At 75.5% G+C, this 25,383-nt stretch carries 23 protein-coding genes; 11 read left to right on the top strand and 12 right to left on the bottom strand.

The genetic code is table 11. The features are described from left to right. The coding region (locus ACIP37_RS35925) for an NUDIX domain-containing protein (RefSeq protein WP_400845266.1) at positions 1–359 on the top strand (359 nt) is incomplete at its 5' end. Positions 360–534: 175 nt separating this feature from the next. Here ACIP37_RS35925 and ACIP37_RS35920 read toward each other — a convergent pair. Next, positions 535–1,269 carry a histone deacetylase gene (locus ACIP37_RS35920; RefSeq protein ID WP_400845263.1) on the bottom strand — a complete coding sequence of 245 codons (735 nt, stop codon included), beginning with the start codon at positions 1,267–1,269 and terminating at the stop codon, positions 535–537. A gap of 322 nt (positions 1,270–1,591) precedes the next feature. Here ACIP37_RS35920 and ACIP37_RS35915 point away from each other — a divergent pair, with 322 nt between their 5' ends. The 4 genes from ACIP37_RS35915 to ACIP37_RS35900 all read left to right on the top strand — a co-directional run bounded on the left by ACIP37_RS35915 (position 1,592) and on the right by ACIP37_RS35900 (position 7,373). Then, the gene (locus tag ACIP37_RS35915) at positions 1,592–5,575 is read left to right on the top strand and encodes a Pls/PosA family non-ribosomal peptide synthetase (protein WP_400845260.1); all 3,984 of its coding nucleotides are present in this window, start codon (positions 1,592–1,594) and stop codon (positions 5,573–5,575) included. A gap of 107 nt (positions 5,576–5,682) precedes the next feature. Next, the gene (locus tag ACIP37_RS35910) at positions 5,683–5,895 is read left to right on the top strand and encodes a DUF4287 domain-containing protein (protein ID WP_063352910.1); all 213 of its coding nucleotides are present in this window, start codon (positions 5,683–5,685) and stop codon (positions 5,893–5,895) included. A gap of 296 nt (positions 5,896–6,191) precedes the next feature. Continuing rightward, positions 6,192–6,779, top strand: coding sequence for a hypothetical protein (locus ACIP37_RS35905; RefSeq protein WP_063352909.1), 588 nt, complete (start codon positions 6,192–6,194; stop codon positions 6,777–6,779). A gap of 87 nt (positions 6,780–6,866) precedes the next feature. Beyond that, complete coding sequence (locus ACIP37_RS35900; protein WP_400845257.1) at positions 6,867–7,373, top strand: DUF6882 domain-containing protein; 507 nt, start codon at positions 6,867–6,869, stop codon at positions 7,371–7,373. Positions 7,374–7,461: 88 nt separating this feature from the next. On the opposite strand, the gene ACIP37_RS35895 is transcribed toward ACIP37_RS35900, so the two are convergent. From ACIP37_RS35895 to ACIP37_RS35880, 4 genes are all read right to left on the bottom strand, one after another. Next, on the bottom strand, positions 7,462–8,103 hold the full coding sequence (locus ACIP37_RS35895; RefSeq protein ID WP_363586773.1) for a flavin reductase family protein: 642 nt from the start codon (positions 8,101–8,103) through the stop codon (positions 7,462–7,464). 205 nt (positions 8,104–8,308) lie between these two features. Beyond that, positions 8,309–8,941, bottom strand: a complete 633-nt coding sequence (locus tag ACIP37_RS35890; protein WP_363586774.1) for a carbonic anhydrase — start codon at positions 8,939–8,941, stop codon at positions 8,309–8,311. Positions 8,942–9,157: 216 nt separating this feature from the next. After that, positions 9,158–9,802 carry a PASTA domain-containing protein gene (locus tag ACIP37_RS35885; RefSeq protein ID WP_400845254.1) on the bottom strand — a complete coding sequence of 215 codons (645 nt, stop codon included), beginning with the start codon at positions 9,800–9,802 and terminating at the stop codon, positions 9,158–9,160. Continuing rightward, a complete protein-coding gene (locus tag ACIP37_RS35880) occupies positions 9,802–10,341 on the bottom strand; it encodes a SigE family RNA polymerase sigma factor (RefSeq protein WP_400845272.1) in 540 nt (179 codons plus the stop codon). Before ACIP37_RS35880 ends, ACIP37_RS35885 begins: the two co-directional genes overlap by 1 nt. Positions 10,342–10,666: 325 nt before the next feature. Here ACIP37_RS35880 and sigK (ACIP37_RS35875) point away from each other — a divergent pair, with 325 nt between their 5' ends. Together sigK (ACIP37_RS35875) and ACIP37_RS35870 are read left to right on the top strand one after the other, a co-directional pair. Further along, positions 10,667–11,293: an ECF RNA polymerase sigma factor SigK gene (gene sigK / locus ACIP37_RS35875; protein ID WP_400810530.1), complete on the top strand. Its 627-nt coding sequence runs from the start codon at positions 10,667–10,669 to the stop codon at positions 11,291–11,293. Between the two features lie 253 nt (positions 11,294–11,546). Further along, entirely contained in the window at positions 11,547–12,491 is a 945-nt protein-coding gene (locus ACIP37_RS35870; RefSeq protein WP_400845269.1) for a MerR family transcriptional regulator, read from the top strand. Positions 12,492–13,095: 604 nt separating this feature from the next. On the opposite strand, the gene ACIP37_RS35865 is transcribed toward ACIP37_RS35870, so the two are convergent. The 4 genes from ACIP37_RS35865 to sigK (ACIP37_RS35850) all read right to left on the bottom strand — a co-directional run bounded on the left by ACIP37_RS35865 (position 13,096) and on the right by sigK (ACIP37_RS35850) (position 17,096). Then, a complete protein-coding gene (locus ACIP37_RS35865; RefSeq protein ID WP_363586776.1) occupies positions 13,096–13,767 on the bottom strand; it encodes a fasciclin domain-containing protein in 672 nt (223 codons plus the stop codon). A 73-nt stretch (positions 13,768–13,840) separates the two neighbouring features. Further along, a complete protein-coding gene (locus tag ACIP37_RS35860) occupies positions 13,841–15,463 on the bottom strand; it encodes a molybdopterin-dependent oxidoreductase (RefSeq protein ID WP_400845250.1) in 1,623 nt (540 codons plus the stop codon). Between the two features lie 302 nt (positions 15,464–15,765). Further along, complete coding sequence (locus ACIP37_RS35855) at positions 15,766–16,515, bottom strand: anti-sigma factor domain-containing protein (protein WP_400845247.1); 750 nt, start codon at positions 16,513–16,515, stop codon at positions 15,766–15,768. Next, positions 16,512–17,096 carry an ECF RNA polymerase sigma factor SigK gene (gene sigK / locus ACIP37_RS35850; protein ID WP_363586779.1) on the bottom strand — a complete coding sequence of 195 codons (585 nt, stop codon included), beginning with the start codon at positions 17,094–17,096 and terminating at the stop codon, positions 16,512–16,514. The genes ACIP37_RS35855 and sigK (ACIP37_RS35850) overlap by 4 nt, the downstream gene beginning before the upstream one ends. A 369-nt stretch (positions 17,097–17,465) precedes the next feature. Between sigK (ACIP37_RS35850) and ACIP37_RS35845 the strand changes: the two genes are divergently transcribed. From ACIP37_RS35845 to ACIP37_RS35835, 3 genes are all read left to right on the top strand, one after another. Next, positions 17,466–18,959: an SDR family oxidoreductase gene (locus ACIP37_RS35845; protein WP_363586781.1), complete on the top strand. Its 1,494-nt coding sequence runs from the start codon at positions 17,466–17,468 to the stop codon at positions 18,957–18,959. Positions 18,960–19,052: 93 nt separating this feature from the next. Then, positions 19,053–20,375, top strand: coding sequence for a deoxyribodipyrimidine photo-lyase (locus ACIP37_RS35840; RefSeq protein ID WP_363586782.1), 1,323 nt, complete (start codon positions 19,053–19,055; stop codon positions 20,373–20,375). Positions 20,376–20,613: 238 nt separating this feature from the next. After that, a complete protein-coding gene (locus ACIP37_RS35835) occupies positions 20,614–21,441 on the top strand; it encodes an alpha/beta hydrolase (RefSeq protein WP_363586783.1) in 828 nt (275 codons plus the stop codon). Between the two features lie 27 nt (positions 21,442–21,468). Here ACIP37_RS35835 and ACIP37_RS35830 read toward each other — a convergent pair whose 3' ends face one another. The 3 genes from ACIP37_RS35830 to ACIP37_RS35820 form a co-directional block, all read right to left on the bottom strand. Next, complete coding sequence (locus ACIP37_RS35830) at positions 21,469–22,578, bottom strand: PP2C family protein-serine/threonine phosphatase (RefSeq protein ID WP_363586784.1); 1,110 nt, start codon at positions 22,576–22,578, stop codon at positions 21,469–21,471. A gap of 157 nt (positions 22,579–22,735) precedes the next feature. Then, positions 22,736–23,545 (bottom strand): hypothetical protein, encoded by an 810-nt coding sequence (locus ACIP37_RS35825; RefSeq protein ID WP_363586785.1) that lies wholly within the window; start codon positions 23,543–23,545, stop codon positions 22,736–22,738. Between the two features lie 209 nt (positions 23,546–23,754). Then, a complete protein-coding gene (locus ACIP37_RS35820; protein ID WP_363586786.1) occupies positions 23,755–24,393 on the bottom strand; it encodes a TetR/AcrR family transcriptional regulator in 639 nt (212 codons plus the stop codon). A gap of 48 nt (positions 24,394–24,441) precedes the next feature. Here ACIP37_RS35820 and ACIP37_RS35815 point away from each other — a divergent pair, with 48 nt between their 5' ends. Further along, complete coding sequence (locus tag ACIP37_RS35815; protein WP_363630939.1) at positions 24,442–25,305, top strand: alpha/beta fold hydrolase; 864 nt, start codon at positions 24,442–24,444, stop codon at positions 25,303–25,305. The last annotated feature ends 78 nt before the right edge of the window (positions 25,306–25,383 follow it).

Raw genomic sequence — 25,383 nt, 5'->3', positions numbered from 1 at the left:
TGATCCTCCCGGGCGGCGCCGCCCAGCCCAACGAGCCGCCCAACCTCGCCGCCGCCCGCCACCTCCTCGCTGAGACCGGCCTCAACCTGCGCCTCGCCGACGTCCTGGCCGTCGACTTCACCCCGGCCGACCGTTACCTGGAGCGCCTCAACCTGGTCTTCGACGGCGGGACCGTCACCGAGCACGCCGCCGCCCGCCTCACCGTCCCGCCCCGGCACCGCAGTGGCCTGTTCGGCGCCCGCTTCGTCCCCGCCTACGAACTCCCGGACGTCATGGCCCCCGCCCAGGCCGCCCGCGCCGCCGAAGCCCTCGCCAACCGCGCCGTCCCTCTCCTCCTCCACGGCCAACGCTCAAGCTGAAGGGCGCGATCTTAAAACCGCCTTTGACGAAGCCGGCGGGTGGCCGCCGCCGGTCGCCGCCACCCGCCGGCGGGAAGTGCCGGTTCACCCGTGCGGTGGCCTGGCGCTTCCTTTGCCTGATGTGGCCGGAACCCGTGTAGTTGTCACCGTACGGTCACCACGGGGTGAACAACGCCTAAAGGTCCAGACCACCGCCCAGTACGGCCAGGACGTCCGCCGCGTTCCAGTGCCCGGCGGCGCCCGGGCGGGAGGCCAGGTAGTCGGCGCAGCGGCGCGTGCTCCAGCCGTGGGACTCGGCCAGGCCGGCGGCCAGGGTGCGCAGATAGGGCGCCGAGGGTGGATTGAGTGCGGCGCCGGCCAGGCCTTCGGAGGCGGTGAAGGTCAGCAGCGGGTGCCCGTCCAGTGCGCCCGCGTGCACCAGCGTCTCGTACCGGCCGGGCCCGCGTTGGTCGCGTCCGTGCGCGAGGGCGCGGGTGAGGTCGAGGTCGGCGCCGGGGGAGCGGTGCATCTCCTGGGCGGCGATGTCACTGAACTGACTGGCCGTCACCAGATAGATCCGACAAGGCAGTTCACCCGGTGCGTCCGGATCGTAGTAGCCGCTGCCGCCGCCCCACACCGCCGACTCCCGCGCGAAGTACAGCGTGCCGGGCAGCACCGTGGCCACGTCCCGGCGCGGCGGGCGGCGGTCGCGGCAGCCGGGGTAGGTGCGCGCGCCGCCGTCGGGGCGGCCGCCGCGCAGGTAGCAGGCGAGCCGGGCGGCGTGCAGGTTCGACCCGTACGCCGCGTACCAGACGAGCCCCGCGCCGCCCTCCGCGCCGCCCTCCGCACTGCCCTCCGCGCCGCCGGTCGGGCTACCGGAAGCGCCGCCCCCGCCCCCGGCCGGCCACCGGCGGGATCCGGCCACCATCATCGCTAAACCTCCAGATTTGGTGGGTCCGCTTTCACTACCGGTAGCGTCCCCGCCGCTATGGCGTAGACCACTCTTCGCCTTCCCGTCATATGCCTCCTGCCTCCGGCGATTACCCTTCGCCACCGAAAGCGATCGAAAAACCCCGAAATGACTTTCGAATCGTTCCCTGATGCCCCCATATGTCGCCGAAAATGAAAAGTTCCTTTGACTCCACCTTCACGGCATCCAGCGGGCTCCCAGTCGAGTCATGGTGAGTGAGGCACCACGCAAGGTGACTCCCCGCATTCATCCTTATGACTACTCCCAGCCGAGGACACTCCTTATGGACGCACGCCAGGACATGGCAGGACCGGGAACGCTGAACCGTCCCGGGCCTGCCCACGCCGCCGGTTGGCCGGCCGTCCGGCCCGCGCACCCCCGCAGCCTGCTCGACATCGTCACCGCCACCGCCGACGCCCACCCGCACGCACCCGCGCTGGACACCGGCACCGCCGTACTCGACTACCGCGCCCTCATGCACGAGGTCGACACCCTCGCCGGCGTCCTCGCCGGGCACGGCATCGGCACCGGAGACCGGGTCGGCGTGCGCATCCCCTCCGGCACCGCCGACCTGTACGTCGCCATCCTGGCCGTGCTGCGCTGCGGCGCCGCCTACGTGCCCGTCGACGCCGACGACCCCGACGAGCGCGCCGACATGATCTGGCAGGACGCCCAGGTGTGCGCCGTCCTCGGCGCCGAACGCCGGCTCGCCCCCGGCTCCGGGGCCGAGCCCCGCGGCAACCCCGCCTGGCCCACCCCCGCCGACGACGCGTGGATCATCTTCACCTCCGGCACCACCGGCCGCCCCAAGGGCGTCGCCGTCACCCACCGCTCCGCCGCCGCCTTCGTCGACGCCGAGGCCCGCCTCTTCCTCCAGCAGCAGCCGCTCGGCCCCGGCGACCGCGTCCTGGCCGGCCTGTCGGTGGCCTTCGACGCCTCCTGCGAGGAGATGTGGCTGGCCTGGCGCCACGGCGCCTGCCTGGTGCCCGCCCCCCGCTCCCTCGTCAAGGCCGGCACCGACCTCGGCCCCTGGCTCGTCGAGCGCCGCATCACCGCCATCTCCACCGTCCCCACCCTGCTCGCCCTGTGGCCGCAGGAGTGCCTGGACGCCGTGCGCCTGATCATCGTCGGCGGCGAGGCCTGCCCCGCCGAACTCGTCGAGCGCCTCGCCACCCCCGGCCGCGAGTTCTGGAACACCTACGGCCCCACCGAGACCACCGTCGTCGCCACCGCCGCCCACATGCTCCCCGGCCAGCCCGTACGCATCGGCACCCCCCTGGACGGCTGGGAGATCGCCGTCGTCGACGCCGCCGGCCACCCCGTCCCCTGGTACGAGACCGGCGAACTCCTCATCACCGGCATCGGCACCGCCCGCTACCTCGACCCCGCCAAGGACGCCGAGAAGTTCAGGGCCCACCCCGCCCTCGCCTCCCCGCGCGTCTACCGCAGCGGCGACCTCGTGCGCAACGACCCCGAAGGCCTCGTCTTCGTCGGCCGCGCCGACGACCAGATCAAACTCGGCGGCCGGCGCATCGAACTCGGCGAGATCGACGCCGCCCTCCAGGCCCTGCCCGGCATCCGCGCCGCGGCCGCCGCCGTCCGCAAGAGCCCCGCCGGCGCCGACCTGCTGGTCGGCTACCTCGTCGCCCAGCCCGGCACCACCCCCGACCTCACCGCCGCCCGCCAGCACCTGCTCGGACGCCTGCCCGCCCCGCTCGTGCCCGTCCTCGCCCTCGTCGACTCCCTGCCCACCCGCACGTCCGGCAAGGTCGACCGCAACGCCCTGCCCTGGCCGCTCGCCACCACCGGCACCGCCACCCCCGGCACCGCCGCCCCCCTGGACGGCACCGCCGGCTGGCTCGCCGGCCGCTGGGAGAGCATGCTCGGCATGGCCCCCGGCCACGGCGACGACTTCTTCGCCCTCGGCGGCTCCAGCCTCACCGCCGCCCGCCTCGTCTCCGAACTGCGCACCCGCCACCCCGGCGTCTCCGTCGCCGACCTCTACGCCCACCCCGTCCTCGGCGACCTCGCCGACTACCTCGACAACCTCGCCGGCCCCCCTCATACCGGCGGCGCCGCGCGCACCCCCACCCCCGCCCCCGTCCGCACCGTGCGCCGTACCCCCGCCAGCGCCGGCCTGTGGCAGACCCTCATCCTGCTCGGCGTCTTCGGCATCTCCGGACTGCGCTGGATCCTCGCCCTCACCGCCTTCGACAACCTCATCGGCAACCACCTCAGCTGGGCCCCGCACAGCTCCTGGTGGCCCGTCGCCGCCGGCCTCCTCCTCTTCTACAGCGCCCCCGGCCGCACCCTCCTCGCCGCCGGCACCGCCCGCCTGCTCACCGCCCGCCTGCGCCCCGGCAGCCACCCCCGCGGCGGCCAGGCCCACCTGCGACTGTGGGCCGCCGAACGCGCCGTCACCCTCTTCGGCGTCGGCGCCCTCGCCGGCACCCCCTGGGCCCTGCGCTACGCCCGCGCGCTCGGCTGCCGCATCGGCGCCGGCGTCCTCCTGCACACCCTGCCCCCCGTCACCGGCCTCGCCCGCATCGGCGCCGGCGCCACCGTCGAACCCGAAGCCGACATCGCCGGCTGGTGGCTCGACGGCGACACCCTCCACCTGGGCCACATCGACATCGGCGACGGCGCCCGCATCGGCGGCCGCTCCACCCTCATGCCCGGCGCCCGCATCGGCGCCGGCGCCGACATCGCCCCCGGCTCCTGCGTCACCGGCGCCGTACCCGCCGGCGAACACTGGCACGGCTCCCCGGCCCGGCCCTCCACCGAGGCCCGCACCACCTGGCCCGCGGCCGCCGCCACCCCCCGCTCCCGCTTCTGGAACCTCGCCTACGGCGTCGGCCTGACCGTCTTCGGCCTCCTGCCGATCATCGCCGCCCTCCCCGCGCTCGCCATCGTCTTCACGATGGTCGACAGCGACCGCACCCTCACCGCGGCCCTCCTCCAACTCCTGCCCGCCACCATCCCGCTGGCCGCCCTCACCCTGGTGTGCCACGCCACGCTGATAGCGACCACGGTCCGCCTCCTGTCCATCCCGCTGCGCCCCGGCTTCCACCCCGCCCACGGCCGCGTCGCCTTCTGCGCCTGGGCCGTCACCCGGCTCAGCGACACCGCCCGGCGCACCCTCTTCCCCTTCTACGCCAGCCTCTTCACCCCGGTGTGGCTGCGCCTGCTCGGCGCCAAGGTCGGCCGCCGCGTCGAAGCCTCCACCGTCCTGGCCCTGCCCGGCCTGATGCGCGTCGACGACGGCGCCTTCCTCGCCGACGACACCCTCGTCGCCCCCTACGAGCTGCGCGCCGGCTGGCTGCACATCGGCCCCTCGCACGTCGGGCGCCGCTCCTTCGTCGGCAACTCCGGCATCGTCGGCCCCGGCCGCCAACTGCCCGACAACTCCCTCGTCGGCGTCCTGTCCGACACCCCCGTCAACGCCCCCGAAGGCTCCTCCTGGCTCGGCCGTCCCGCCTTCGCCCTGCCGCGCGTCGCGGCCGCCGGCGGCGACGCCCGCACCTACAACCCGCCCCGGCGCCTGATGTGGGCCCGCGCCGGCGTCGAGCTGTGCCGCCTGCTGCCCATCGTCCTCGCCGCCCTCCTCGGCGACCTCGTCCTCGCCACCCTCCAGGAACTGCGCGACGACTACGGTCTCCCGCGCGCCCTGGCCGCCGCCGGCCTCGTCCTCATCGGCGCCGCCGTCGTCGCCTGCCTGGTCACCACCGCCGCCAAGTGGCTCCTCGTCGGACGCTTCCGCGTCGCCGAGCACCCCCTGTGGTCCACCTTCGTGTGGCGCAACGAGCTCTACGACAGCTTCGTCGAGGAACTCGCCATGCCCTTCGGCGGCTCCAGCATCACCGGCACGCCCTACCTCAACGCCTGGCTGCGCAGCCTCGGCGCCCACATCGGGCGCGGCGTGTGGTGCGAGACCCACTGGCTGCCCGAGAGCGACCTCGTCACCGTCGAGGCCGGCGCCAGCGTCAACCGCGGCACCGTCCTGCAGACCCACCTCTTCCACGACCGGGTCATGCGCCTGGGCCCCGTCCACCTCGGCCCCGGCTCCACCACCGGCCCGCACTCCATCGTCCTGCTCAACTCCTCCCTCGGCGCCGGCACCACCGTCGGCCCCGCCTCCCTGGTCATGCGCGGCGAGAACGTCCCCGGCACCACCCGCTGGCTCGGCAACCCCGTCGCCGCCTGGAACGCCGACCCCGCCCTCGCCCCCGTCGCCGGACGGCGGGCCAAGCGCAAGGTCGGAGTGTGATGCAGATCACTTCGGCTGGGCGATGAGTTGACGATGCGGTCGCGGTCCTACCTGTGTAGACCGCGACCGCATCCGTTCCCGTCCGTTCCCGAAAGGGCGTACCGACCATGACCGCCACCCCCGCCAAGGGCCCCGCCAGCTACTTCCCGTCCATCGAGAAGAAGTACGGCCGACCCGTCGCCGAGTGGAAGGACCTCATCCGCGCCTCCCCGCTCGGCAAGCACATGGAACTCGTCGCCTGGCTCAAGACCGAGCACGGCCTCGGCCACGGCCACGCCAACGCCCTCGTCGCCCACACCCTCGCCGAAGCCGCGGCCTGAGCCCGTCGCCCGGCTCTGCTGGTGACGCCCGGCCTGCGCCCCGTGGCGGATGGCGGGCCGGCGGACGACGACGGGTCCGGGGCCGCCTGCGGCACGATCGGGAAGCAGGCGGCCCCGGACCCGGGTCGTTCCGTACGGGCGGGGCATCGACCGCGATGCCCGTACGGCTGCGGTCGGGACCCATTCGACGACTTCAACAGCACTTGAAGTCAAGCCCCCGGCGGCCCGAGGCGCCGGAGGGCGGGGTAGCCTCGCTCCCGGCGGGGGCCGGCGGACGAGGTTTCAGGGGCGGTCGAATGGAACAGCAACAGCGCGGCTACTGGCGGGTCGCGGACGGTTCGGCGGTCAGCTCCACCCAGGCCCAGGTCGCCTGGACCAGGGCCGCCTACCCGGCCCTGGTGGACGTGGCCCGCCGCTACCACGCGGTGATCACCTACTCCGAACTGGCCGAGACCGTGCAGGAGGCGGCCGGAGTGCGCACCCGGGTGCACCAGCGCACCTGGATCGGCAAAGTCCTGGCCCTGGTGGTGCGCGAGGCACACCGCCGCGGGGACCCGCCGCTGACCGCACTGGTGGTCCACTCCACCGACGGCATGGTCGGCGTCGGCTACCAGGAAGTACTGGCCGTGGCCGGACAGCCGCCGCTGGCAGCGGACATGGACCGCGAACACCACGCCGCCGCCGCCCGCCTCGCCTGCTACCGGCACTTCGGCGCCCAGCTGCCCGCCGACGGCGGCACCCCCGCCCTGGCCCCGCGCCTGCAAGCGGCCGTCAACCGCAAGGCGGCCGCCGCCACCCCGCCCCGCCCCCCGGCGATCTGCCCCTCCTGCTTCCTCCAACTGCCCGCCACCCGCATCTGCGACTCCTGCGGCGCCAGCGCGTAGGGGCTCTCCTGCGGATCACGCCGGGCCCGGACGGAGCAGCAGGCCGGATGGGATGATCTTGCCGGCAGTTCCGTACGAGGAGGCACGGTGGACGACCACTCGAAGCACGACCACTCCCGGTGGGAGGGCGTCGTGATCGCGGCCCGCGAACGTGCCCACTCGCGGCAGGCCCTCATGGTCGAGCGCTTCGGACTGTCAGGTGACGTGCAGTACCACTGGTCGATGGACGACGCGCGGATCACCTGGTCGCGCAGGAGGAAGTGGTCGCGCAAGAGCGAGGTGTTCCTCACCGGCCGGCTCACGATGATCGGCAGCGTCAGCCTCGCCCGGCAGACCTGGCTGTGGTCCTGGGCGAACGAGTCGCTGCCGCCCGCCGTCCTGGGCGACATCGAACGGGTGCGGCGCTTCGGCGAGGACAACGACTTCCCCGTCCTGCCGTGGCCGGGCTTCGACTCCCACCCCGAACTCGTCGCCGAGGCGCGGATGGTCGCGGCCTCAGTGCTCGACGCCGACGGGCTGTGGGTGGAGTCGACGGACGACACGGAGCTCCACTTCCTGCTCCACGACCTGGTGCCCGCCGCGGCGGCCGACTAGGCGGTCGGCCGGGCGGGCGGTCGGGTAGGCGAGCGGCTCGTCGGACGGCCGGGCGGGCGGCGGGAGCTCGCGGACCCGCGGCGGGGCGTCAGGCCCGGGCACCGGCGGGCAGGCGGCCCGGCATCTGCCAGCCCTCGGCGAGACGGGAGGGGGCGAGCCGGCGCCCGTCGCCGAAGAACTCGCAGAACTTCATGATCAGCGGATCCCAGCCGAGCGGGTCCACGTAGTGGTCCGTACCGGGCACGATCAGGCGCTCCTCGACGTGCGCGCGCACCACGGTGACCTCGAAGGCGGTGCAGTGCGGGTTGCCCGCCAGCGGCGCGGCCGCCTCCAACCGGCACTCCAGCTGGACCGGGCACTCGGCGACGCGCGGCGCCCGCACCAGCTCCGACCGCTGCTCGGTGAGCCCGGCGGCGGCGAACTTGCCCCGCTCGAAGCGGTAGCCCTGCTGCCGCCGGTGCTCGGTCAGATCCGGGTTGGCGGTCAGCAGCGCGAGGGCGTCGACGGCGTCGACCTGCCCGGAGGAGGGCAGGTTGAGCACGCACTCGCCCTCGCGCCGCAGGTTGACGGCCGTCTGGGCGGTGTTGCCGAGGCCCAGCACGCAGGACTGCCCCAGCCACCACGCCGAGGACATCGGCGCCAGGTTGGCGCCGCCGTCCTCGTTGCGCGAGCTGATCAGCACCACCGGGGTGCCGAAGTAGAGAACCTTGAGGTCGGTGGCCTTGTGCACGGGAATGCCGTCCTTGGGTGGGAAACCGTTGCCGGTCTCCGACTCTGCCCCCGCCCGGGAGGGGGCGCTGGCGGTGATCGGACACGGCGTTCCCGGCCCCGGCGGGGGCGGACGGCCCTACGCCGGACGGCCCTGCACGCGTCGGCTCGGTCCGACACGCCGATTCGGCCGTACGGGCGGGTTCAGCACCCGTACGGGCCGGCGGTCAGAACGCGGCGCTGACCGGACCGCGAGCGGCCACCGTACGGGCCTGGCCGTCGCGCAGCCGGTAGGACAGGCCCACGACGGCCGCCGCGCCCTCGGCCACCTTGGCGGCCAACAGCTGGGAACGCTCCAGCAGCAGGTCCACGGTCTGGCGGATGTGCTCGTCGACGATCCCGTCCGGGTCCTCGATGCCCGCGGCCCGGGCCGACACCACGCTCGGGGTGACCCGCTCCACCACGTCCCGCACGAACCCGCCCGGCAGCCGCCCCTGGTCCAGCGCCTCCATCGCCGCGCCCACCGCGCCGCACGAGTCGTGCCCCAGCACCACCACCAGCGGGCACTCCAGCACGCTCACCCCGTACTCGATGCTGCCCAGCGCCTCCGCCCCGGTGACGTGCCCGGCCGTCCGCACCACGAACAGGTCGCCCAGCCCCCGGTCGAAGATGATCTCGGCCGCCAGCCGGGAGTCCGAACAGCCGAACAGCACCGCGAAGGGCCGCTGCGCCGGGGCGAGGGCGGCCCTGCGCCCGGCGTCCTGGTTGGGGTGCTCCGGGCTGCCCGCGACGAAACGGGCATTGCCCTCCATCAGCACCCGCATCGCCTGGTCGGGGCCGGATATCGGTGAGGAGATCATGCCTGCACCCTAGATCGCCGCAGGTGAGGCCCGCAGCAGGGGGGCCGGGGCAGGGGGCCGCCACCGCGTCGCTCCTCACCCGGCCGGCCCAGTCCACGGCCCGCCCACCCCGCTGCGCACGGCCTCGCCCGGCCCCTTCGCCGCCCGCGTGGCGGGAGGCCGGAGGATATCGTCAACTCGCCTCCTGCGTGGCGGCGTTGGACGTGGCAGTGCCGGTCAGCGGCCCGGCCTGCCCTTGGAGACGAACACCTGGACCGTCGAGTGCGCAGGTGTGGTGCGGCCGGCCTGCGGCTCGGAGTTGATGACCGACCCGGCGGGCACGTTCCAGTCGGTGAACTCGTGGACCTCGTAGCGCAGTCCCGCCGTCTCCAGCGCCCTGATGGCCGCGTCCTTGGCCAGGTTGGCGAGCGGCGGCACACTCACCTGCACCCCGTCGGTCGGCTGCATCGGCGGCGGCGTGGGGGTGCCGAAGGCCATCGAGGGCCCGGGCGCGGGCGTGTCGGAGGGCGCGCCGGGGGAGGGTGTGCCGGACGACGTCGGCGCCGAGGCGTTCGCGGGGCCCGCGGGCAGGCCGCCGGAGGGCGACGGACCCGAACCCGGCGCGAGCAGTGCCGCACCCGTGCCGATGGCGACCACCGCGGCCGCCGCCACCGCGCCGCTGAGCACGGTGCGACGGCGCACCGTGCGCCGGATGGCGAGGGCGTCGATGACGGGGGCCGGGGTGTTGTCGGCGAATGCGGTCATGGCGGCGAGGAGTTCCTTGTCGAAGTCGGGGTCGGAGCCGGGGTCGGGGTCGGGGTCGGGGTCGAAGTCGGGGTGGTCGGCGTCGCGACCGGGATCGTGGGACGGGAAGCGGGTCATCACGCACCTCCGCGCGAGGTCGGCGGCGCGGACGGGACGTCCTGCCGAGGCAGTGCGGACCGCAGTTTCGCGAGGCCGCGGGCGAGTTGGGAGCGCACGGCGCCGGGGGAGATGTCCAGCGTCTGCGCGATCTCCTGGTCCCCCAGGTCGTGGAGGTAGTACAGGACGACCACGGTGCGCATCCCCATCGGCAGCGTGTGCAGCGCCGCGACGAGCTCCGCGCGCAACTCCACCGACCGGTAGGCGTCGCGCGGGTCGGCGCGCTCGGGGCCGGGCGCCGCGGCGGGCCGCTCGCCGGAGCGGCTCAGCCGCCGCCACCGGTCGTTGACCAGGTTCACCAGGATCCGGCGCACGTACGCCTCGGGCACCTCCGCGGCCGCCACCCGCCGCCAGTTGCGGCAGGATCGTTCCAGCGCCTCCTGGACGAGGTCCTCCGCGGTGTGCGCGTCCCCGGTGAGCACGTACGCCGTCCGGAACAGCGCGCCCGAACGCTGCTGTACGAACTCGACGAAGTCGATCCCGGGACTGGCCCTGCGCAGCCTCACCCGCCGCCCTCGCTCTCTTCACTCTTCCGCCGTCACCTTCGCCCCCATGACGGCCCCCGGCACCGCTCTGCTGCACCGCCACCGCGAAAGTGACGCGGCTCACAACGCTTCGAAGTCGAACGGGCCAGACGGGCCGGACCACCGCGGCAGCCCGGGGAGCACGCGGGCGGGCACAGCGATGCGCAAACGATGCGAGTAGCCCGGGCGGTGGCCGCTCCGAGACGGTCGCAGTGTGCACGCACTGATCGACCGGCCGGCACCCCGGCCCCCGGCACCCTGGCCCCCGGCAGACGAGACGCCCGGCACCGAACCCCCCGGCATCGAACCCCCGGGCGGCGGCGGACAGGCCGGGCTGCGCGCCCTGGCGGCACGCGTGGCCGGCGGCGACGAGTGGGCCTTCGAGGAGTTGTACGCCGCCACCGCCGGAACCGTCCTGGGCCTCGTGCTACGGGTGCTGCGCGACCACGCCCAGGCCGAGGAGGTCACCCAGGAGGTGTTCCTACAGGTGTGGCGGGAGGCGGCGCGCTACCGCGCCGAACGCGGCGAGGTCCTGCCCTGGATGCTCACCCTCGCCCACCGGCGCGCCGTCGACCGGGTCCGCTCCGCCCAGGCCACCGCCGACCGCGACCGCACCGCCGCCCTGCGCGCCTACACCCCGGTCTTCGACGAGGTCGCCGACCAGGTCGAACGCAACCTGGACCGCGGCCGGGAACGCGAACGGGTCCGCCGTGCCCTGGCCACCCTCACCGACGTCCAGCGCGAATGCCTGCTGCTGGTCTACTACGGCGGCCGCACCCAAGCCCAGGCCGCCGAAGCCCTCGGCGCCCCCCTCGGCACCGTCAAGACCCGCATCCGCGACGCCCTGCTACGCCTGCGCACCCAACTCGCCGACCCCCCACCCCACCCGGCACAGCCCCGCGCCCGCACCTGCCTGCCAAATCTGTAGACCGACCTACATATTCCTCTGCCCCGCGGTCGTGGTGCGCGCAGGAAGTCGACGGGTCCGACTTCCTGCGCGCGCCGATGGCTTCCGGGGAACGAGCCCTGCTTGCCGTCCGCATCCGCGACGCCCGCTGCCCCGGCCTGTCCCGCATAGGCTCACGCATGTGCCCGTCCCCGTCCCGGTCCCCGTCCCCGCGGCTGCCTCCGCCGACCGGCCGCCGGCCCAGGCCAGCCTGACCACCGGTGCCCTCGCCCGCATGCTCGGCGTTTCCCCGACCACCGTCCGCTCCTGGGAACGCCGCTACGGCATCGGCCCCGCCCGGCGCGACCCCGGGCGCCACCGCCAGTGGAGCCCTCGGGACGTCGCCGTCCTGGCGGAGATGTGCCGCCTGACCGCCCGCGGCGTCACCCCGGCCGAGGCCGCCCGCCTCGCCCTCGCCGCCGAGGCTCCAGGACCGTCCGGGCCGCCAGAGAGCTCCGAGGCGTCAGGGTCGTCAGGGCCGCCCGAGCCGTCGGGGCCGGCTGCCGGCGGGCCAGCCCCCGGTGGCGGGAACGCCCTGCCCGTCGGCACCGTCCGCCCCGAATGCCGGGGGCTGGCCCGCGCGGCCGTTCGCCTCGACGCCCCCGAGCTCGCCCGGATCCTGCGACACAGCGTCGACACCCTCGGCCCGGTCGCCGCCTGGACCGAGGTGATGATGCCCGCGCTGCGCGCCGCCGGCCGCAAGTGGGCCGCCGAGGGCGAGCGCTACGTCGAGGTCGAGCACCTGCTGTCCTGGCACGTCGCCGCTGCTCTGCGCCGCGCCGCCGACCGGGTCGAGCCGCCGCAGGGTCCGGCCGTCCTGCTCGCGGGCATGCCCGCCGAACTGCATGCCCTGCCGCTGGAGGCGCTGGCTGCGGGGCTGGCCGAACGGGGTCTGCCGTTTCGGATGTTCGGCCCGGCACTGCCGACCGAAGCCCTGCTGGAAGCGGTCCGCCGCACCGGCCCGCCCGCCGTCCTGCTCTGGTCCCAGGTCGCCCGCACCGCCGACCGGGCCCTGGCCCGCCGTGTCGCCGAGACCACCTGGGGCCCCCACGGTGCCCGCACCCGTCCCGTCGTCCTGACCGCCGGCCCCGGCTGGACCGGCCCCCGCCGCCCCCCGGGCGCTCTGCGCCCCCGCGACCTGCCCACCGCCCTCGACCAGCTGGAGCACCTGCTGCGCTGAACCCCCGCCCCTGCGGAACCGCGGAACGTGCGCCGTAAAGCCTTGCCCGCGGGCTCGCGCCGTCGGCTCCGGAGTGAATATACCGACCGGTCTACAGATTCGATCGCGCCCGCAGTGCGCACAGGAAGTCGACCTGCCCGACTTCCTGTGCGGGGTGGCTCGCCCTCGGCTTCGCCACGCGGCGGGGCCTGCGGGCGGGCGGCCTGTGAAACGGAAAAATATATCGGTCGGTCTACATATTCGGCCGCACATGCACGGAGCGGCGAGAGCCTGGGGAATGGGAGCGGTTCGGCGTACGCGAGAAGTCGGACCTGCCGACTTCTCGCGCGGCCGGAATCGTGGCCCAGAAGAAATATGCCGGTCGGTCTACATATTTCCCTGGTGGGGGCCGCAGCGCCGCAGTGCCGCCATGCCACCGTGCACAGGAAGTCGGCGGGTCCGACTTCCTGTGCACGGGCGGGCCTGCGGGACGTGGGGAGAATATGTCGGTCGGTCTACATAGTCAGCTGGTGGGCAAGCAGGCGGGGGCGGGAGGTGGGGGGTGCGGCCCCCGGCTACCGGGGGGTTGTTCGCCGGGGGCCGCGGTTCATGGGCTGATGCCGGGTCAGGAGGCGGGCATCAGGACGGTGTCGACGATGTAGACGGTGGCGTTGGCGGTCTGGACGTCGCCGCACAGCACCTTGGCGGCGGAGTTGACGGTGAAGTCCGGGGCGGCGCCGGTCACGGCGAGGTCGTCGGCGGCCAGGGTCTTGTGGCCGCCGGCGAGTGCCGCGGGAGCCAGGCGCTGGGGGACGACGTGGTAGGTGAGGATCTTGGTGAGCTTGTCCTTGTCGGCGAGGACGGCGTCGAGGTCCTTCTTCGGGAGCTTGGCGAAGGCGTCGTTGGTGGGGGCGAAGACGGTGATGTTCTTCGCGGAGTTGAGGGTGTCCACCAGGCCGGCCTGCTTGACGGCGGTGACGAGGGTGGACAGCAGCGGGTTGTTGGAGGCGGCGGTGGCGACCGGGTCCTTGGCCATGCCGCTGAAGCTGCCGGCCCCGTCCTTGGGGACGGCCGCGCACGCGGTGCCGAACGGCTGCCCGGCCGTCACCTGCTCGGCGGACGGGGCACCGGAAGCCGGGGCACCGGACGGCTGGGCCGCGGCGGTCGCGCTGGTGCTCTTGGCCGTGTCCGAGGACTTCGCCTCGCCGCTGCTGCTGCACGCGCTCAGGGAGGCGGCCAGCAGGCCGGCGGCGAGGACGGCGGCGAAGGGCTTGCGGACCAGGACGGTCGTGTTCATGGACGGATTCTCCTGTCAGGTGGCATCGGGCGGATCCCGGATGCCGAAGGGGTGGGGAGGTCGTGAGGTGGGGTCAGGTGACGGTGACGACGACGCTGTGCCAGCCCGTCGCGCCCGAGGGGTGGGGAGGTGTGCGGGTGGCGGGCTGGACGGCCCCGGTGCCGTCGGTGGCACGGGCCTCGAGGCGGTGGGTCCCGGGGGCGGCGCCGGTCCAGGTGTGGGTCCACTGGCGCCACAGGTCGGGCCCGGCGTCGGCGGCCAGTTCGGCCTGCCGCCAGGGCCCGCCGTCGACGCGCACCTCGACGGCGGCGATGCCGCGGTGGGTGGCCCAGGCGGTGCCGGCCACCGTCACGTCGCCGGGCGGCACGCGGGCGAACGGCGCGGGCACGTCGATCCGCGAGGCGGTGCGGACCTCGCCGGTGCGGTCCCAGCCGCGCCGCACCCAGTACGGGTCGCGGGCGGCGAAGGTGGTCACCTCCAGGTCGACGAGCCACTTGGTGGCCGAGGTGTAGCCGTAGAGGCCTGGCACCACCGTGCGGCAGGGGAAGCCGTGTTCGACGGGCAGCGCCTCGCCGTTCATCGCCACCGCGAGCAGCGCCCGGCGCCCGTCGAGGAGCGTCTCGACCGGGGTGCCGATCGTCATGCCGTCCTGCGAGCGGCCGACGAGCTGCTCGGCGCCGGAGCGGACGCCGGCGCGGCGCAGCAGGGCGGGCAGCGAGGCGCCGAGCCAGCGGGTGGTGCCCGCGTAGGGGCCGCCGACCTCGTTGGAGACGCAGGACAGGGTGTGGTCCAGCTCCTCCAGCCCGAGGGCGAGCAGGTCGTCGAAGCCGATCAGCAGCGGGCGGTCGACCAGGCCGTGCAGCCGCAGCGACCAGGCGCGCGGGTCGATGCGCGGCAGGGTCAGGGCGGTGTCGACGCGGTAGAAGTCGGCGGTGGGGGTGATGAACGGGGGCAGGCCGGGGACCGTGGCGCCGACGGCGCGCGGCAGCGGTGGAGCCGGGCGCAGCGGCGGCGGCAGGCGGACGGCGGCGCGGGCCGCGCTGACGTCGCCGCGCCGGTCGGACAGGACGCGTCCGGCCGTGCCGAGGGCGGCGGCCGTGCCGATCGTGGCGCCGGCCGCCAGGACGCGCCGCCGTTCGGGCCCGGCCGGCCGGACCGGGCCCGAGCCAAGGGAAGGGGAAGGGCCGGGGGAAGGGCCGGGGGAGAGGGCGGGTCCGGCCAGCCACCACAGCACGGCGACCGCGCCGCCGGCCGCGGCGGCGGAGGGCAGCAGGTCGGTGGGGAGGGCCTGCGGGCGGGCCAGCGCGGCCCAGGCGCCGAGGCCGCCGAAGGCCGTGAACAGGGCGGCGGCCGCGCCGCGACGGCGTACGGCCAGCACGCCGAGGGCCGCGGCCGCGAGACCCATGACGGTGTAGATCCCGCCCAGCAGGACCGTCTTGTCGCCAGTGCCGAACCGCTGGACCGCCCACGTCTTGACGGCGGTGGGCGCGAGGTCGATCGCCGCCGAGCCGATCGCCACCACCGGTGAGGCCTGGGGGCGGGTGAACGCCGCCGCCGCCTCACCGGCTCCCACGGCCGCGGCGGCGGCGGCCGCCAGCCCGCACAGCGCCGCCACGGCCGGCCCGGCGGCACGGGTGCGTGCTCGGGGGAGGGCGCCCGGCGGGCTGCTGCTCGTCTCATCGGTCACGGTCCTCATTCGGCGGTCCGGCTCCACCGGATGGGTGCGAGTCCGGATACCCCCCGATCGGGTGACATTGCTCTGGCCGGGTGACACCGCCCGGCCAGGGTTGAGGGCCGCGGACGGGCCGCAGACGGGCTGCGGAACGGGCTGCGGAACGGGCCGGACCGCCGGGAGACCCGGCCCCGGCGCCCCGGGCCGAGGCCGCTCAAGGGCGCCCGGGGACGTCCGGGGCGCCCTTGAGCGGCACCCTCACGGTCTCCTGGCCCCGGCCCGACCCGGCCTTCCGCCGGGCCAGCCGCCCGGCCCGGCCCTCCCGCTCAGATGAACGGGATCAGCAGGACCGGCGCCCCCGTGGGGTGCGCGGAGCCGGCCGAGGGCTCCACCGTGACCCCGATACCGCGCGCACCGTCCAGGGGGCCGTCCAGCAGGAACGCGCCGTCGCCCCGGGGCATCAGCCCCGCCGGGCGCATCGCGGCGCCGTCGTCGAACCACAGCTCGTACGCCGTGCCGTCCGCCGGGGCGGGCAGGCCGGAGGCCAGGAGGACGGCCCGGCCCTTGTCGTGCGACCAGACCACCGCCCCGGTGCCGGTGCCGCCGGCCGCCGGGCCGCTCGCCCGCCGGGCGTCGGGTGCCGCCAGCAGCCCGGTGACCTGGTCCTGGTGCCGCTGCAGCGCGGCGGCGAGGGCCCTGGCCCGGTCCGCCTCCCGGTGCTGCTGGACGGCCACGCCGCCGAGGGCCGCGGCCGCCGCCAGACAGGCCGCCAGCGCCAGCCGCGGCCAGCCGCGGGCGAGCCGCCCGGGGCGCCGGGCACCGTCGGGTCCGGCCGCGGCGCGCGGGGCCTCCTGCCGGACGGTGTCCAGGGCGCCCATCACCCGCGACTTCAGCTCCCCGGACACCGCGACGGCCTGCGCGGCGCCCAGCCTGGCCAGCGTCGCCGTGAACTCGGCCACCTCCCGGGCGCAGGCCGGACACTGCGCCAGGTGGCGCTCGAACTGCGCGCGCTCGTCCGCGTCGAGGGCGTGCGCGGCGTAGGCGCCGGTCAGCGTGTGCAGGTCGGCGCCGCTCATGCTCCCACCCCCAGGCAGTCGCGCAGCCGGATCAGCGCGTCGCGCATCCGGGTCTTGACGGTGCCCAGCGGGGTGCCGAGCAGTTCGGCGACCTGCGGGTAGGTGTACCCGCGGTAGTAGGCCAGCGTGATCGACTCCCGCTGCAGCTCGGTCAGCCCCTTCAGGCAGCGCCGCACCTGCTCGCGTTCCAGCCGCCCCTCGACCTGCTCGGCGACCTCGTCGAACGCCGGCGCGTGCGAGGCGGCGGCGGCCCGCCGGTCGCGGTCGGCGGACGCCTGCGCCGCCCGCACCCGGTCCACGGCGCGGCGGTGGGCGATGGTCAGCACCCACGCCAGCACCTCCCCGCGCTCGGGCCGGTAGCGGGCGCAGGTGCGCCACACCTCCAGCATCACCTCCTGCGCGACCTCCTCGGACTGCGCCGGATCCCGCAGCACCCGGCGGACCAGCCCCAGCACCGGGCCCGCCACCGCGTCGTACAGCCGACCGAACGCCTCCCGGTCGCCGCGCGCGGTCCTGCTCAGCAACTCCTTGAGGTCGGAGCCCGGACGCCCCGGCCCGGACAGGTGAACGACCGTACTCATCCGGCCGCCTCGCGCTCGCAACACACGGGCGACGGCCCCGGCCAGTGGACGGTGGGCATGGCACGACCTCCAGGGAATCCCGGCCGGGCGGACACCCGGCAGGGCCGACGGAACACGGCGACGTCAGGCGTTCGAAGCCGCACCTGGCGCGGATTGCCCGCCAAGGACACCGGATTCCCGGCCCCCGCGCACGCCCGGATTCCCGGCCCCCCCCGCGCGCACGCCCAGGCGCCCGCAGGAGACCCCTGGAAGACTCGAATCCCCGGCCGTGTCCAATCCCCGGCCGCGTCCGCTCCGAACACCCCGGCAGCGCCCCCCGCGCCTGGCGGGGCACGGGGGGCGCACCCGCCCGCACGAGAGGAGCCGCAGGTGGACGAGCCGACCCGGACGCGCCCGCACTGCCTGGTCACCGGCGCCACCGGCTACATCGGCGGGCGCCTGGTGCCCGAACTGCTCGCCGCCGGGTACCGGGTGCGCTGCCTGGTCCGCGACCCGCTCCGGCTGCGGGACCAGCCCTGGCGGGCCGACGTGGAGGCCGTCACCGGGGACGTCACCCGCGCCGAGTCCCTGCCCGCGGCCTTCGACGGCATCGACGCCGCCTACTACCTGGTCCACTCCCTGGGTACCGGGCCCGGCTTCGAGACCCGGGACCGGCAGGCCGCCGAGACCTTCGCCGAGGCGGCCGCCGCCGCCGGCACCCGGCGCATCGTCTACCTCGGCGGACTGCTGCCCGCCGGGGTCCCCGAACCGCACCTGTCGGCCCACCTGCGCTCGCGCGCCGAAGTGGGGCGCGCCCTGCGCACGGGCGGCGTCCCCACCGCCGAACTGCGGGCCGCGGTGATCATCGGCTCCGGCTCGGCCTCCTTCGAGATGCTGCGCCACCTGACCGAACGGCTCCCGGCGATGGTCACCCCCCGCTGGGTCGACACCCGCATCCAGCCGATCGCCGTACGCGACGTGCTGCGCTACCTGGTCGGCGCCGCCGCCCTGCCCCCCGAGGTCGACCGCACCTTCGACATCGGCGGGCCCGACGTGCTCACCTACCGGCTGATGATGCGCCACTACGCCGAGGTCGCCGACCTGCCCCGGCGCCTGATCGTGCCGGTGCCCGTGCTCTCCCCGCGCCTGTCCAGCCACTGGGTGGGCCTGGTCACCCCCGTACCGGGCTCGCTCGCCCGACCGCTGGTGGAGTCGCTGCGCCACGAGGTGGTGTGCCGCGAACACGACATCGCCCGCTGGATCCCCGACCCGCCCGAGGGCCTGACCGGCTTCGACCGGGCCGTGGAACTGGCCCTGCGGCGCATCCGCGACGCCCAGGTCTCCACCCGCTGGTCCTCCGCCTCCCTGCCCGGCGCGCCCAGCGACCCGCTGCCCACCGACCCCGACTGGGCCGGCGGCAGCCTCTACCAGGACCTGCGCCGGCGCCGGGTGGCCGCCGACCCGGCCGCGCTGTGGCGGGTGGTGGAGGGCGTCGGCGGCGAGAACGGCTGGTACTCCCTGCCGCTGGCCTGGGCCCTGCGCGGACGCCTGGACCGCCTGGCCGGCGGCGTCGGCCTGCGCCGCGGCCGCCGCGACCGCCACCGGCTGCGGGTCGGCGACGCGCTCGACTTCTGGCGGGTCGAGGAGATCGAACCCGGACACCTGCTGCGGCTGCGCGCCGAGATGCGCCTGCCGGGCCTGGCCTGGCTCGAACTGCGCGTGACACCCGACGGCGCCGGCGGCGCGCTCTACCAGCAGCGGGCGCTGTTCCACCCGCACGGACTGGCCGGCCACCTCTACTGGTGGTCGGTGGCGCCCTTCCACGCCCTGGTGTTCGGCGCCATGGCCCGCAACATCACCGAACGCGCCCGACCCGCCGGCTGACACCCCCACCCCGACCCGCCGGCTGACACCCCCACCCCGACCCGCCGCCCGACACCCGCCGCCGTACCCGCACCCCACCGCACGAGGCCCCCGATGAGCACCGCCGTCGTCCTGTTCACCCAGGACCTGCGCCTGCACGACAACCCCGCCCTGCACGCCGCCCGCACCCGCGCCGACCAGGTCGTCCCCCTGTTCGTCCTCGACCCGGCCATCGCCCGGGCCGGCTTCGCCGCCCCCAACCGGCAGGCCTTCCTCGCCGAGAGCCTCGCCGACCTCGACCGGGCGCTGCGCGCCGCCGGCTCCCGCCTGGTCCTGCGCCACGGCGACCCCGTCGAACAGGCCGCCCGCCTGGCCGCCGAGTGCGGCGCCGACACCGTCCACACCAACGCCGGCGTCTCCGCCTTCGCCACCCGCCGCGAACACGCCCTGCGCCGCGCCCTCGGCGAGCGCCTGCACCTGCACGACGCCGCGCTCACCATCGTCCCCGCCGGCCTCGTCACCCCGGCCGGGCGCGATCACTACGCCGTCTTCACTCCCTACCACCGCGCCTGGCAGCAGGCACCCCGGCGCACCGTCCTGCCCGCCCCGCGCACCCTCGCCACCCCCGACGGCCCCGCGAGCGCCCCGCTGCCCGCCGCCCCCGCCGGCACCTCCCCGGGCCGCGCCCCCGGCGGCGAGAGCGCCGCCCGCCGCCGCCTGCGCGCCTGGAACCCGGACGCCTACGAGCAGTTGCACGACGACCTCGCCGCCGACGCCACCTCCCGCCTCTCGCCGTACCTGCACTTCGGCTGCCTGTCCGCCACCGAACTCGCCCACCGCGCCGGGAAGTCCGACACCCCCGGCGCGGCCGCGCTGGTGCGCCAGCTCGCCTGGCGCGACTTCCACCACCAGGTCCTCGCGGCCCGCCCTGACGCCGCCCACGCCGACTACCGCCCCCGCCCCGTCCGCTGGTACGACGACGAACGCGAGCTCCAGGCCTGGCGCGAGGGCCGCACCGGCTACCCGATCGTCGACGCCGGCCTGCGCCAACTCGCCCACGAGGGCTGGATGCACAACCGGGCCCGCCTGCTCACCGCCTCCTTCCTCACCAAGAGCCTGCGCCACCACTGGCGCCCCGGCGCCGCCCACTTCCTCGCCCTGCTCGTCGACGGCGACCTCGCCAACAACCAGCTCAACTGGCAGTGGGTCGCCGGCACCGGCACCGACACCCGCCCCAACCGCGTCCTCAATCCGCTGCGCCAGGCCGACCGCTACGACCCCGACGGCGCCTACGTGCGCCGCTGGGTCCCCGAGCTCGCCCACCTGCCCGCCCGCGCCGTCCACCGCCCCTGGGAGCTGGCCGAGCCCCCGGCCGGCTACCCGGCGCCCCTGCTGCCCCCCGACGCCCTCGGCACCCGCCTGCGCGAGAGCGGCTGAACCGCCCTCGCCCGAACTCGTCCGTCCTCACCCGAACTCGCCCGCCCTCGCCCGAACTCATCCGAACGGCGTAGCGCCGCGTCCGCTCCCGCGCGGGCCCCGGCCGCCGCGGGATGCGGGCCCCACCCGCCTCCCGTTGGATGAACCTGCGGCCCGGCAGGCCCCGGGCAGGCCGCCCCCGGCAGGTCACCCCGGCAGGCCACCCCACCCCCGGCGCACCACCCGAAGGAGCAGGAGCATGCCCATCTCCAGGACCCGCGACGGCGTCGAGATCTTCTACCAGGACTGGGGCAGCGGACGCCCCGTCGTGTTCATCCACGGCTGGCCGCTCAACGGCGACGCCTGGCAGGACCAGCTGAAGGCCGTCGCGGACGCCGGCCTGCGGGCCATCGCCCACGACCGGCGCGGCCACGGCCGTTCCGCCCCGGTCTACGGCGGCTACGACTTCGACACCTTCGCCGACGACCTCGACAGCCTGCTCACCGGGCTCGACCTGCGCGATGTCACCCTGGTGGCCCACTCCATGGGCGGCGGCGAGCTCGCCCGCTACATCGGCCGCCACGGCACCGGGCGGATCCGCTCCGCCGTCCTGCTGTCGGCGATCACCCCGTCCATGCTCCAGGGCCCCGACAACCCGCACGGCGTGCCCGGCACCGTCTTCGACGACCTCAAGGCCGGCATCCTCACCGAGCGCTCCCAGTTCTGGAAGGACACCTCCGTCGACTTCTTCTCCGCCGACCGCCCCGGCTCCCGCGCCACCCAGGGCAACCGGGACGCCTTCTGGTTCATGGCGATGCACCAGACCATCGAGGGCGGCGTCGACTGCGTGGACGCCTTCGGCTACACCGACTTCCACGAGGACCTGGCCGGGTTCGACATCCCCACCCTGATCGTGCACGGCGACGACGACCGGATCGTCCCCGTCGAGGCCACCGCCCGCCGGGCCGCCCGGATCATCCCCGGCGCCGTCCTGAAGGTGTACGAGAACGGCTCGCACGGCATCGCGATGGTCCCCGGCGACAAGGAGCGCTTCAACGCTGACCTGCTGGAGTTCCTGAAGCGGTGAGGGCGCTTCGGGGGAACCCCGGCAGCCTCAGGGCGCGCGGCGCAGGGACAGTGCCGTGACGTCGTCGCGGCTGCGGCCCCCGCTCCAGCGGCGGGCCTCGCGGTCCAGGGCCTCGGGCAGCAGGGAGGCGGGGGCGGCGGCGAGGGCGGCCAGGCCCCGCTCGACGGGGTAGAACGCGCCGGTGGCGTCCTGGGCCTCGGTGATCCCGTCGGTGAGCAGCACCAGCACGCCGTCCTCGGGCAGCGCGAACCACCGGACGGTGCGCACCTCGTCGGTCAGCTCCGCCAGCCCGAGCGGCACCCCGGCCGGCAGCGGCACGGCCTCGACCCGGCCGCCGTGCAGCAGGTAGGGGGCGAGGTGGCCGCAGTTGACGGCCTGCACGTCCGCGCCGCGCTCCACGCCCAGCACGGTCGCGGTGACGAAGCGCTCGCTCTCGCCGCCCTGTAACGCGTACGCGTTGTGCCGTTCCACCGCCGCCTCCAGGGCGTCCGCGACGCCGGTCAGCGCCGGCTCCCGGAAGGCCGCCTCCCGGAAGGCGCTCAGCACCGCGAAGCCCGCGCCGATCGCCGGCAGGCCCTTGCCCTGCACGTCGCCCACCAGCACCCGGGTGCCGTACGGGGTGTCGGCGACGTCGTACAGGTCGCCGCCGACCAGGGCGTCCTCCTCCACCGGCCGGTACAGCCCGTACAGCTGGACGTCGGGGGTGAGCACCGGCAGCGGGCGCAGCAGCTGGCGTTGCAGGGCGACGGCGGTCTGCCGCATCCGGAACAGCTCCCGCTCGCGCCGTACCCGGCGCGCGCACAGCCCGACCACGGCCGCCTCGGCGCCGACCACCCCCACCAGGGTGCCCACCCGGGCGGCCAGCGAGGACGGCGGGAACAGCACCGTGCTGACCGCCACCACCCCGGCCACCCACACCGAGGCCGCGACCGTCTGCGCGACGGTGCCCAGCCCCGCCAGCAGGGCCGGCAGGAACACCAGCAGCAGCACCAGCCGGGCGCTGGTGCCGCTCGCCGCCTGGGCGAGCAGCACCACCGCGGTGGAGGCCAGCACCCCCAGCACCACCGCCCGGTTGCCCGGCGCCCGCGTCCCCCCGCCGTCCCGCTCCCCGCTCCCGTCCCCGTCCGCGCCGCCCACCCCGCCGTCCTCTCCGCCGCCTCGCCGTCCCCCCAGGCATACCGGCGGCCCCACCCGGCCGCCAGCGCAGCCCGCCCGGACGGGCGAGCGCCCGGGTCGGTGCCCGCTCGGGAGCGCCTGCCCGGGCCCGGCCGTCAGACTGCCCGCCGCCCGGCCGTCAGGCGCAGGTGCTGTCCGCGCAGAGCTGCCACGGTTCCCAGGAGACGAACCGGTCCGCCTCGGTGGTCCGCCAGGAGCGGTCGCGGTTCCACTCGCGGACGGTCACCCGCAGCCGCCCGTCCGGCAGTTGGACGACCGAGGACGGCGCGCCCAGGCCCGCGTTGGGGTCCGGCAGCCGGGGCAGCCGGCGCACCGGGCCCCAGGAGTCCCGGGCGTCGCCGTCCTGGCTGCGCACCTCCATGGCCGCGTTCGTGTCGGCGCCGGAGGCGAAGGCGTGCAGCCGGCCGTCGCGTTCCCTGAAGAGCGTGAGCCCGCCGTGGTAGGGCGGCGGTGACAGCTCGAAGTTCTCGGTCGGGGTCCAGGAGTCGCCGGGCGCGGGCAGGACGGTGTGGCAGAAGCCGCCGTAGGAGGCGAAGAACACCTCCAGGGCGCCGACGCTGTTCTCGACGGCGCTCACCTGGTACAGCTTCGGGCCCACGGGGGTGGCGCTGACGCGCTCCCAGCCGCTGTAGGCGCCCCCGGGCGCTTCCTGGGAGCGGTGCCAGACGAAGGGCAGGAGGGAGGCTGCCGAACTGTCGTAGAACTGCTGGAACTGTTCGGTCCGCCCGTCGGAGCGCGGCGTCTCCAGCAGGGTGTTCGGGAGGGCGGTACTGGCCAGGCCCTGGGCGGTCGCGTCGGCCCCGCACCCGGCGGCGACGCCCGGCGCGGGGGCCGTGCCCGCCGTGGTCGTCGTGGCCCACGCGGTCGTCCCCGCGAAGGCCACGACCAGCACACCCGACAGCACGGCTTGCGGAAGTCTCCTGTACATGGTCGGTGAACCTCCCCATTCGGTAACGGAAAAGGAGTGCCCGGTACGGGAGTTGGCCGCTTCGCCAGCCCCTCGCGCGGGACCGGCACATTCTCGTGCACCGGCGGCGGGGCGGACAGGGCGCCTGCGGGGCGGCCGGACGGGATCCGGCCGAACGGCGGCCCGCCCCCGGCGGCGGGGGAAGGCCGGCCGGTCCGGGGGTCGACTGGTCAGGCGGCCGGCAGGTCCGGGGCGTCACCGCGGGGACGGCCGCGGAACAGCTCGTCCAGGTGGTGGGTGAGGATCGCCAGCGCGGCGTCGCCGGTGCGCTGGCCGCCGAGCACGCTGGAGCCGAGGCCGTTGACCATGGCCAGCAGCCCGGCGGCGGTCATCTCCGGGTCCCTGGCGGGGTCGATCTGCCCGGCCTGCTGGGCCGCGCGGACCTGCTTGGCGAGGAAGCCCTCCAGCAGGTCGGGCTGGGGCGTCCCGTGCTTCTCCACCAGCGCGGGATCGCTGAGCACCAGCGTGTAGTACGCGGCGTAGGTGCGGGTGATCCGGCGGCTCTCCGGGTCGGTGGGCAGGATGCTGGACAGGACCGCGGTCACCAGGCCGCGCGGCGTGGACGGGGTGGCGGCCTCGGTGATCCACGTCGCCATGCGGGTCTGGAGCTGGGCGCCGAGCCGCTCCAGCGCGTCCAGCAGCAGCCCCTCCTTGGTCGTGAAGTAGTACTGCACCAGCCGCAGGGAGACGCCCGCCTCGGTGGCGACCGCCCGCATGCTGGCCGCCTGCAGCCCCTGGGTGTCGGCGATGCGCAGCAGCGCTTCGGCGATCTGCCGCCGGCGTTCCTCGTGATCGACCCGCGCGTTCATGAACGACCTCCCTGGTACACCCGTATCATGCCGTGATACACATGTATCATGCGAATCAGCCAGTTCAAGAACGACCAGGCCGGGGACCGGTTTCGCGCCGCCTACGAGCGGGCCCTGACGGAACTGTGGCCCGGGCCGCGGACGGCGCTGGACCTCCCGACCGCGTTCGGGACCACCCGCGTCTACCGGACCGGCCCGCAGCACGGCGAGCCGATCGTGCTGCTGCCCGGCTCGGGCGGAAACGCACTGATGTGGCACCGCTACATCGACACGCTGGCCCGCCACCGCCCGGTCATCGCCGTCGACACGGTCGGCGAACCGGGCGCGAGCGTGCAGAGCGCCCCGATCGCCGACGGCCGGGACGCGGCCGCCTGGCTGGACGAACTCCTGGCCGCACTGGAGGTGACGGACGCCCAGGTCGTCGGCTGCTCCTACGGCGGCTGGCTGGCGCTCCACCACCAGATCCACCACCCCGGGCGGGTCGCCTCCCTCACCCTGGTGGACCCGGCCGGCTTCGCCGACATCGGCGCCCGCTTCTACGCCTGGGTGATCGCCGGCGGCCTCGCCGCCACCGCGCCGCGAGCGCTGCGCCCCCGGCTGGCCCGCCTGGTCGGCAACAGTGCCATCCTGGAGACCGAACTGATGGCCCTGATGCGCGCGTCGATGGGGTTCCGCCGCGCGCTCCCGGTGCCCCCGGTCCTGTCCGACGAGGAACTGCGCCGCCTGGACGTCCCCGCACTGTTCCTGCTCGGGGAGCGCAGCGCCATGCACGACGCGCACGCGGTCGCCGAGCGCCTCGGCCGCCTCGTGCCCTCGGCCCGGACGGAGATCGTGCCCGGCGCCGGCCACGCCCTGCCGACCGACCGGCCGGACCTGGTGGCCGACCGCGTCCTGCACCCCGCCGGGCGGTAGCGCCACCGGCCGGCCCAGGGGGCTCCCGCACCCCGCCGAGCCCCTGCCCCGCCCCCGCCGAGGCCCGTCGCACCCGCA

Source organism: Kitasatospora sp. NPDC088861 (assembly GCF_044750105.1).
Lineage (GTDB): Bacteria > Actinomycetota > Actinomycetes > Streptomycetales > Streptomycetaceae > Kitasatospora.
This window is presented reverse-complemented; position numbering and strand designations above follow the sequence as displayed.

What these genes read in the sequence shown, in the direction of transcription:
- ACIP37_RS35825 (WP_363586785.1), bottom strand. Translation starts at nt 23,545, where the DNA reads ATGTACAGGAGACTTCCGCAAGCCGTGCTGTCGGGTGTGCTGGTCGTG.
- ACIP37_RS35840 (WP_363586782.1), top strand. Translation starts at nt 19,053, where the DNA reads ATGAGCACCGCCGTCGTCCTGTTCACCCAGGACCTGCGCCTGCACGAC.
- sigK (WP_363586779.1), bottom strand. Translation starts at nt 17,096, where the DNA reads ATGAGTACGGTCGTTCACCTGTCCGGGCCGGGGCGTCCGGGCTCCGAC.
- ACIP37_RS35855 (WP_400845247.1), bottom strand. Translation starts at nt 16,515, where the DNA reads ATGAGCGGCGCCGACCTGCACACGCTGACCGGCGCCTACGCCGCGCAC.
- ACIP37_RS35815 (WP_363630939.1), top strand. Translation starts at nt 24,442, where the DNA reads ATGCGAATCAGCCAGTTCAAGAACGACCAGGCCGGGGACCGGTTTCGC.
- ACIP37_RS35870 (WP_400845269.1), top strand. Translation starts at nt 11,547, where the DNA reads ATGCTCGGCGTTTCCCCGACCACCGTCCGCTCCTGGGAACGCCGCTAC.
- ACIP37_RS35865 (WP_363586776.1), bottom strand. Translation starts at nt 13,767, where the DNA reads ATGAACACGACCGTCCTGGTCCGCAAGCCCTTCGCCGCCGTCCTCGCC.
- ACIP37_RS35920 (WP_400845263.1), bottom strand. Translation starts at nt 1,269, where the DNA reads ATGATGGTGGCCGGATCCCGCCGGTGGCCGGCCGGGGGCGGGGGCGGC.
- ACIP37_RS35905 (WP_063352909.1), top strand. Translation starts at nt 6,192, where the DNA reads ATGGAACAGCAACAGCGCGGCTACTGGCGGGTCGCGGACGGTTCGGCG.
- ACIP37_RS35820 (WP_363586786.1), bottom strand. Translation starts at nt 24,393, where the DNA reads ATGAACGCGCGGGTCGATCACGAGGAACGCCGGCGGCAGATCGCCGAA.
- ACIP37_RS35910 (WP_063352910.1), top strand. Translation starts at nt 5,683, where the DNA reads ATGACCGCCACCCCCGCCAAGGGCCCCGCCAGCTACTTCCCGTCCATC.
- ACIP37_RS35860 (WP_400845250.1), bottom strand. Translation starts at nt 15,463, where the DNA reads ATGAGGACCGTGACCGATGAGACGAGCAGCAGCCCGCCGGGCGCCCTC.
- ACIP37_RS35835 (WP_363586783.1), top strand. Translation starts at nt 20,614, where the DNA reads ATGCCCATCTCCAGGACCCGCGACGGCGTCGAGATCTTCTACCAGGAC.
- ACIP37_RS35890 (WP_363586774.1), bottom strand. Translation starts at nt 8,941, where the DNA reads ATGATCTCCTCACCGATATCCGGCCCCGACCAGGCGATGCGGGTGCTG.
- ACIP37_RS35915 (WP_400845260.1), top strand. Translation starts at nt 1,592, where the DNA reads ATGGACGCACGCCAGGACATGGCAGGACCGGGAACGCTGAACCGTCCC.
- ACIP37_RS35885 (WP_400845254.1), bottom strand. Translation starts at nt 9,802, where the DNA reads ATGACCCGCTTCCCGTCCCACGATCCCGGTCGCGACGCCGACCACCCC.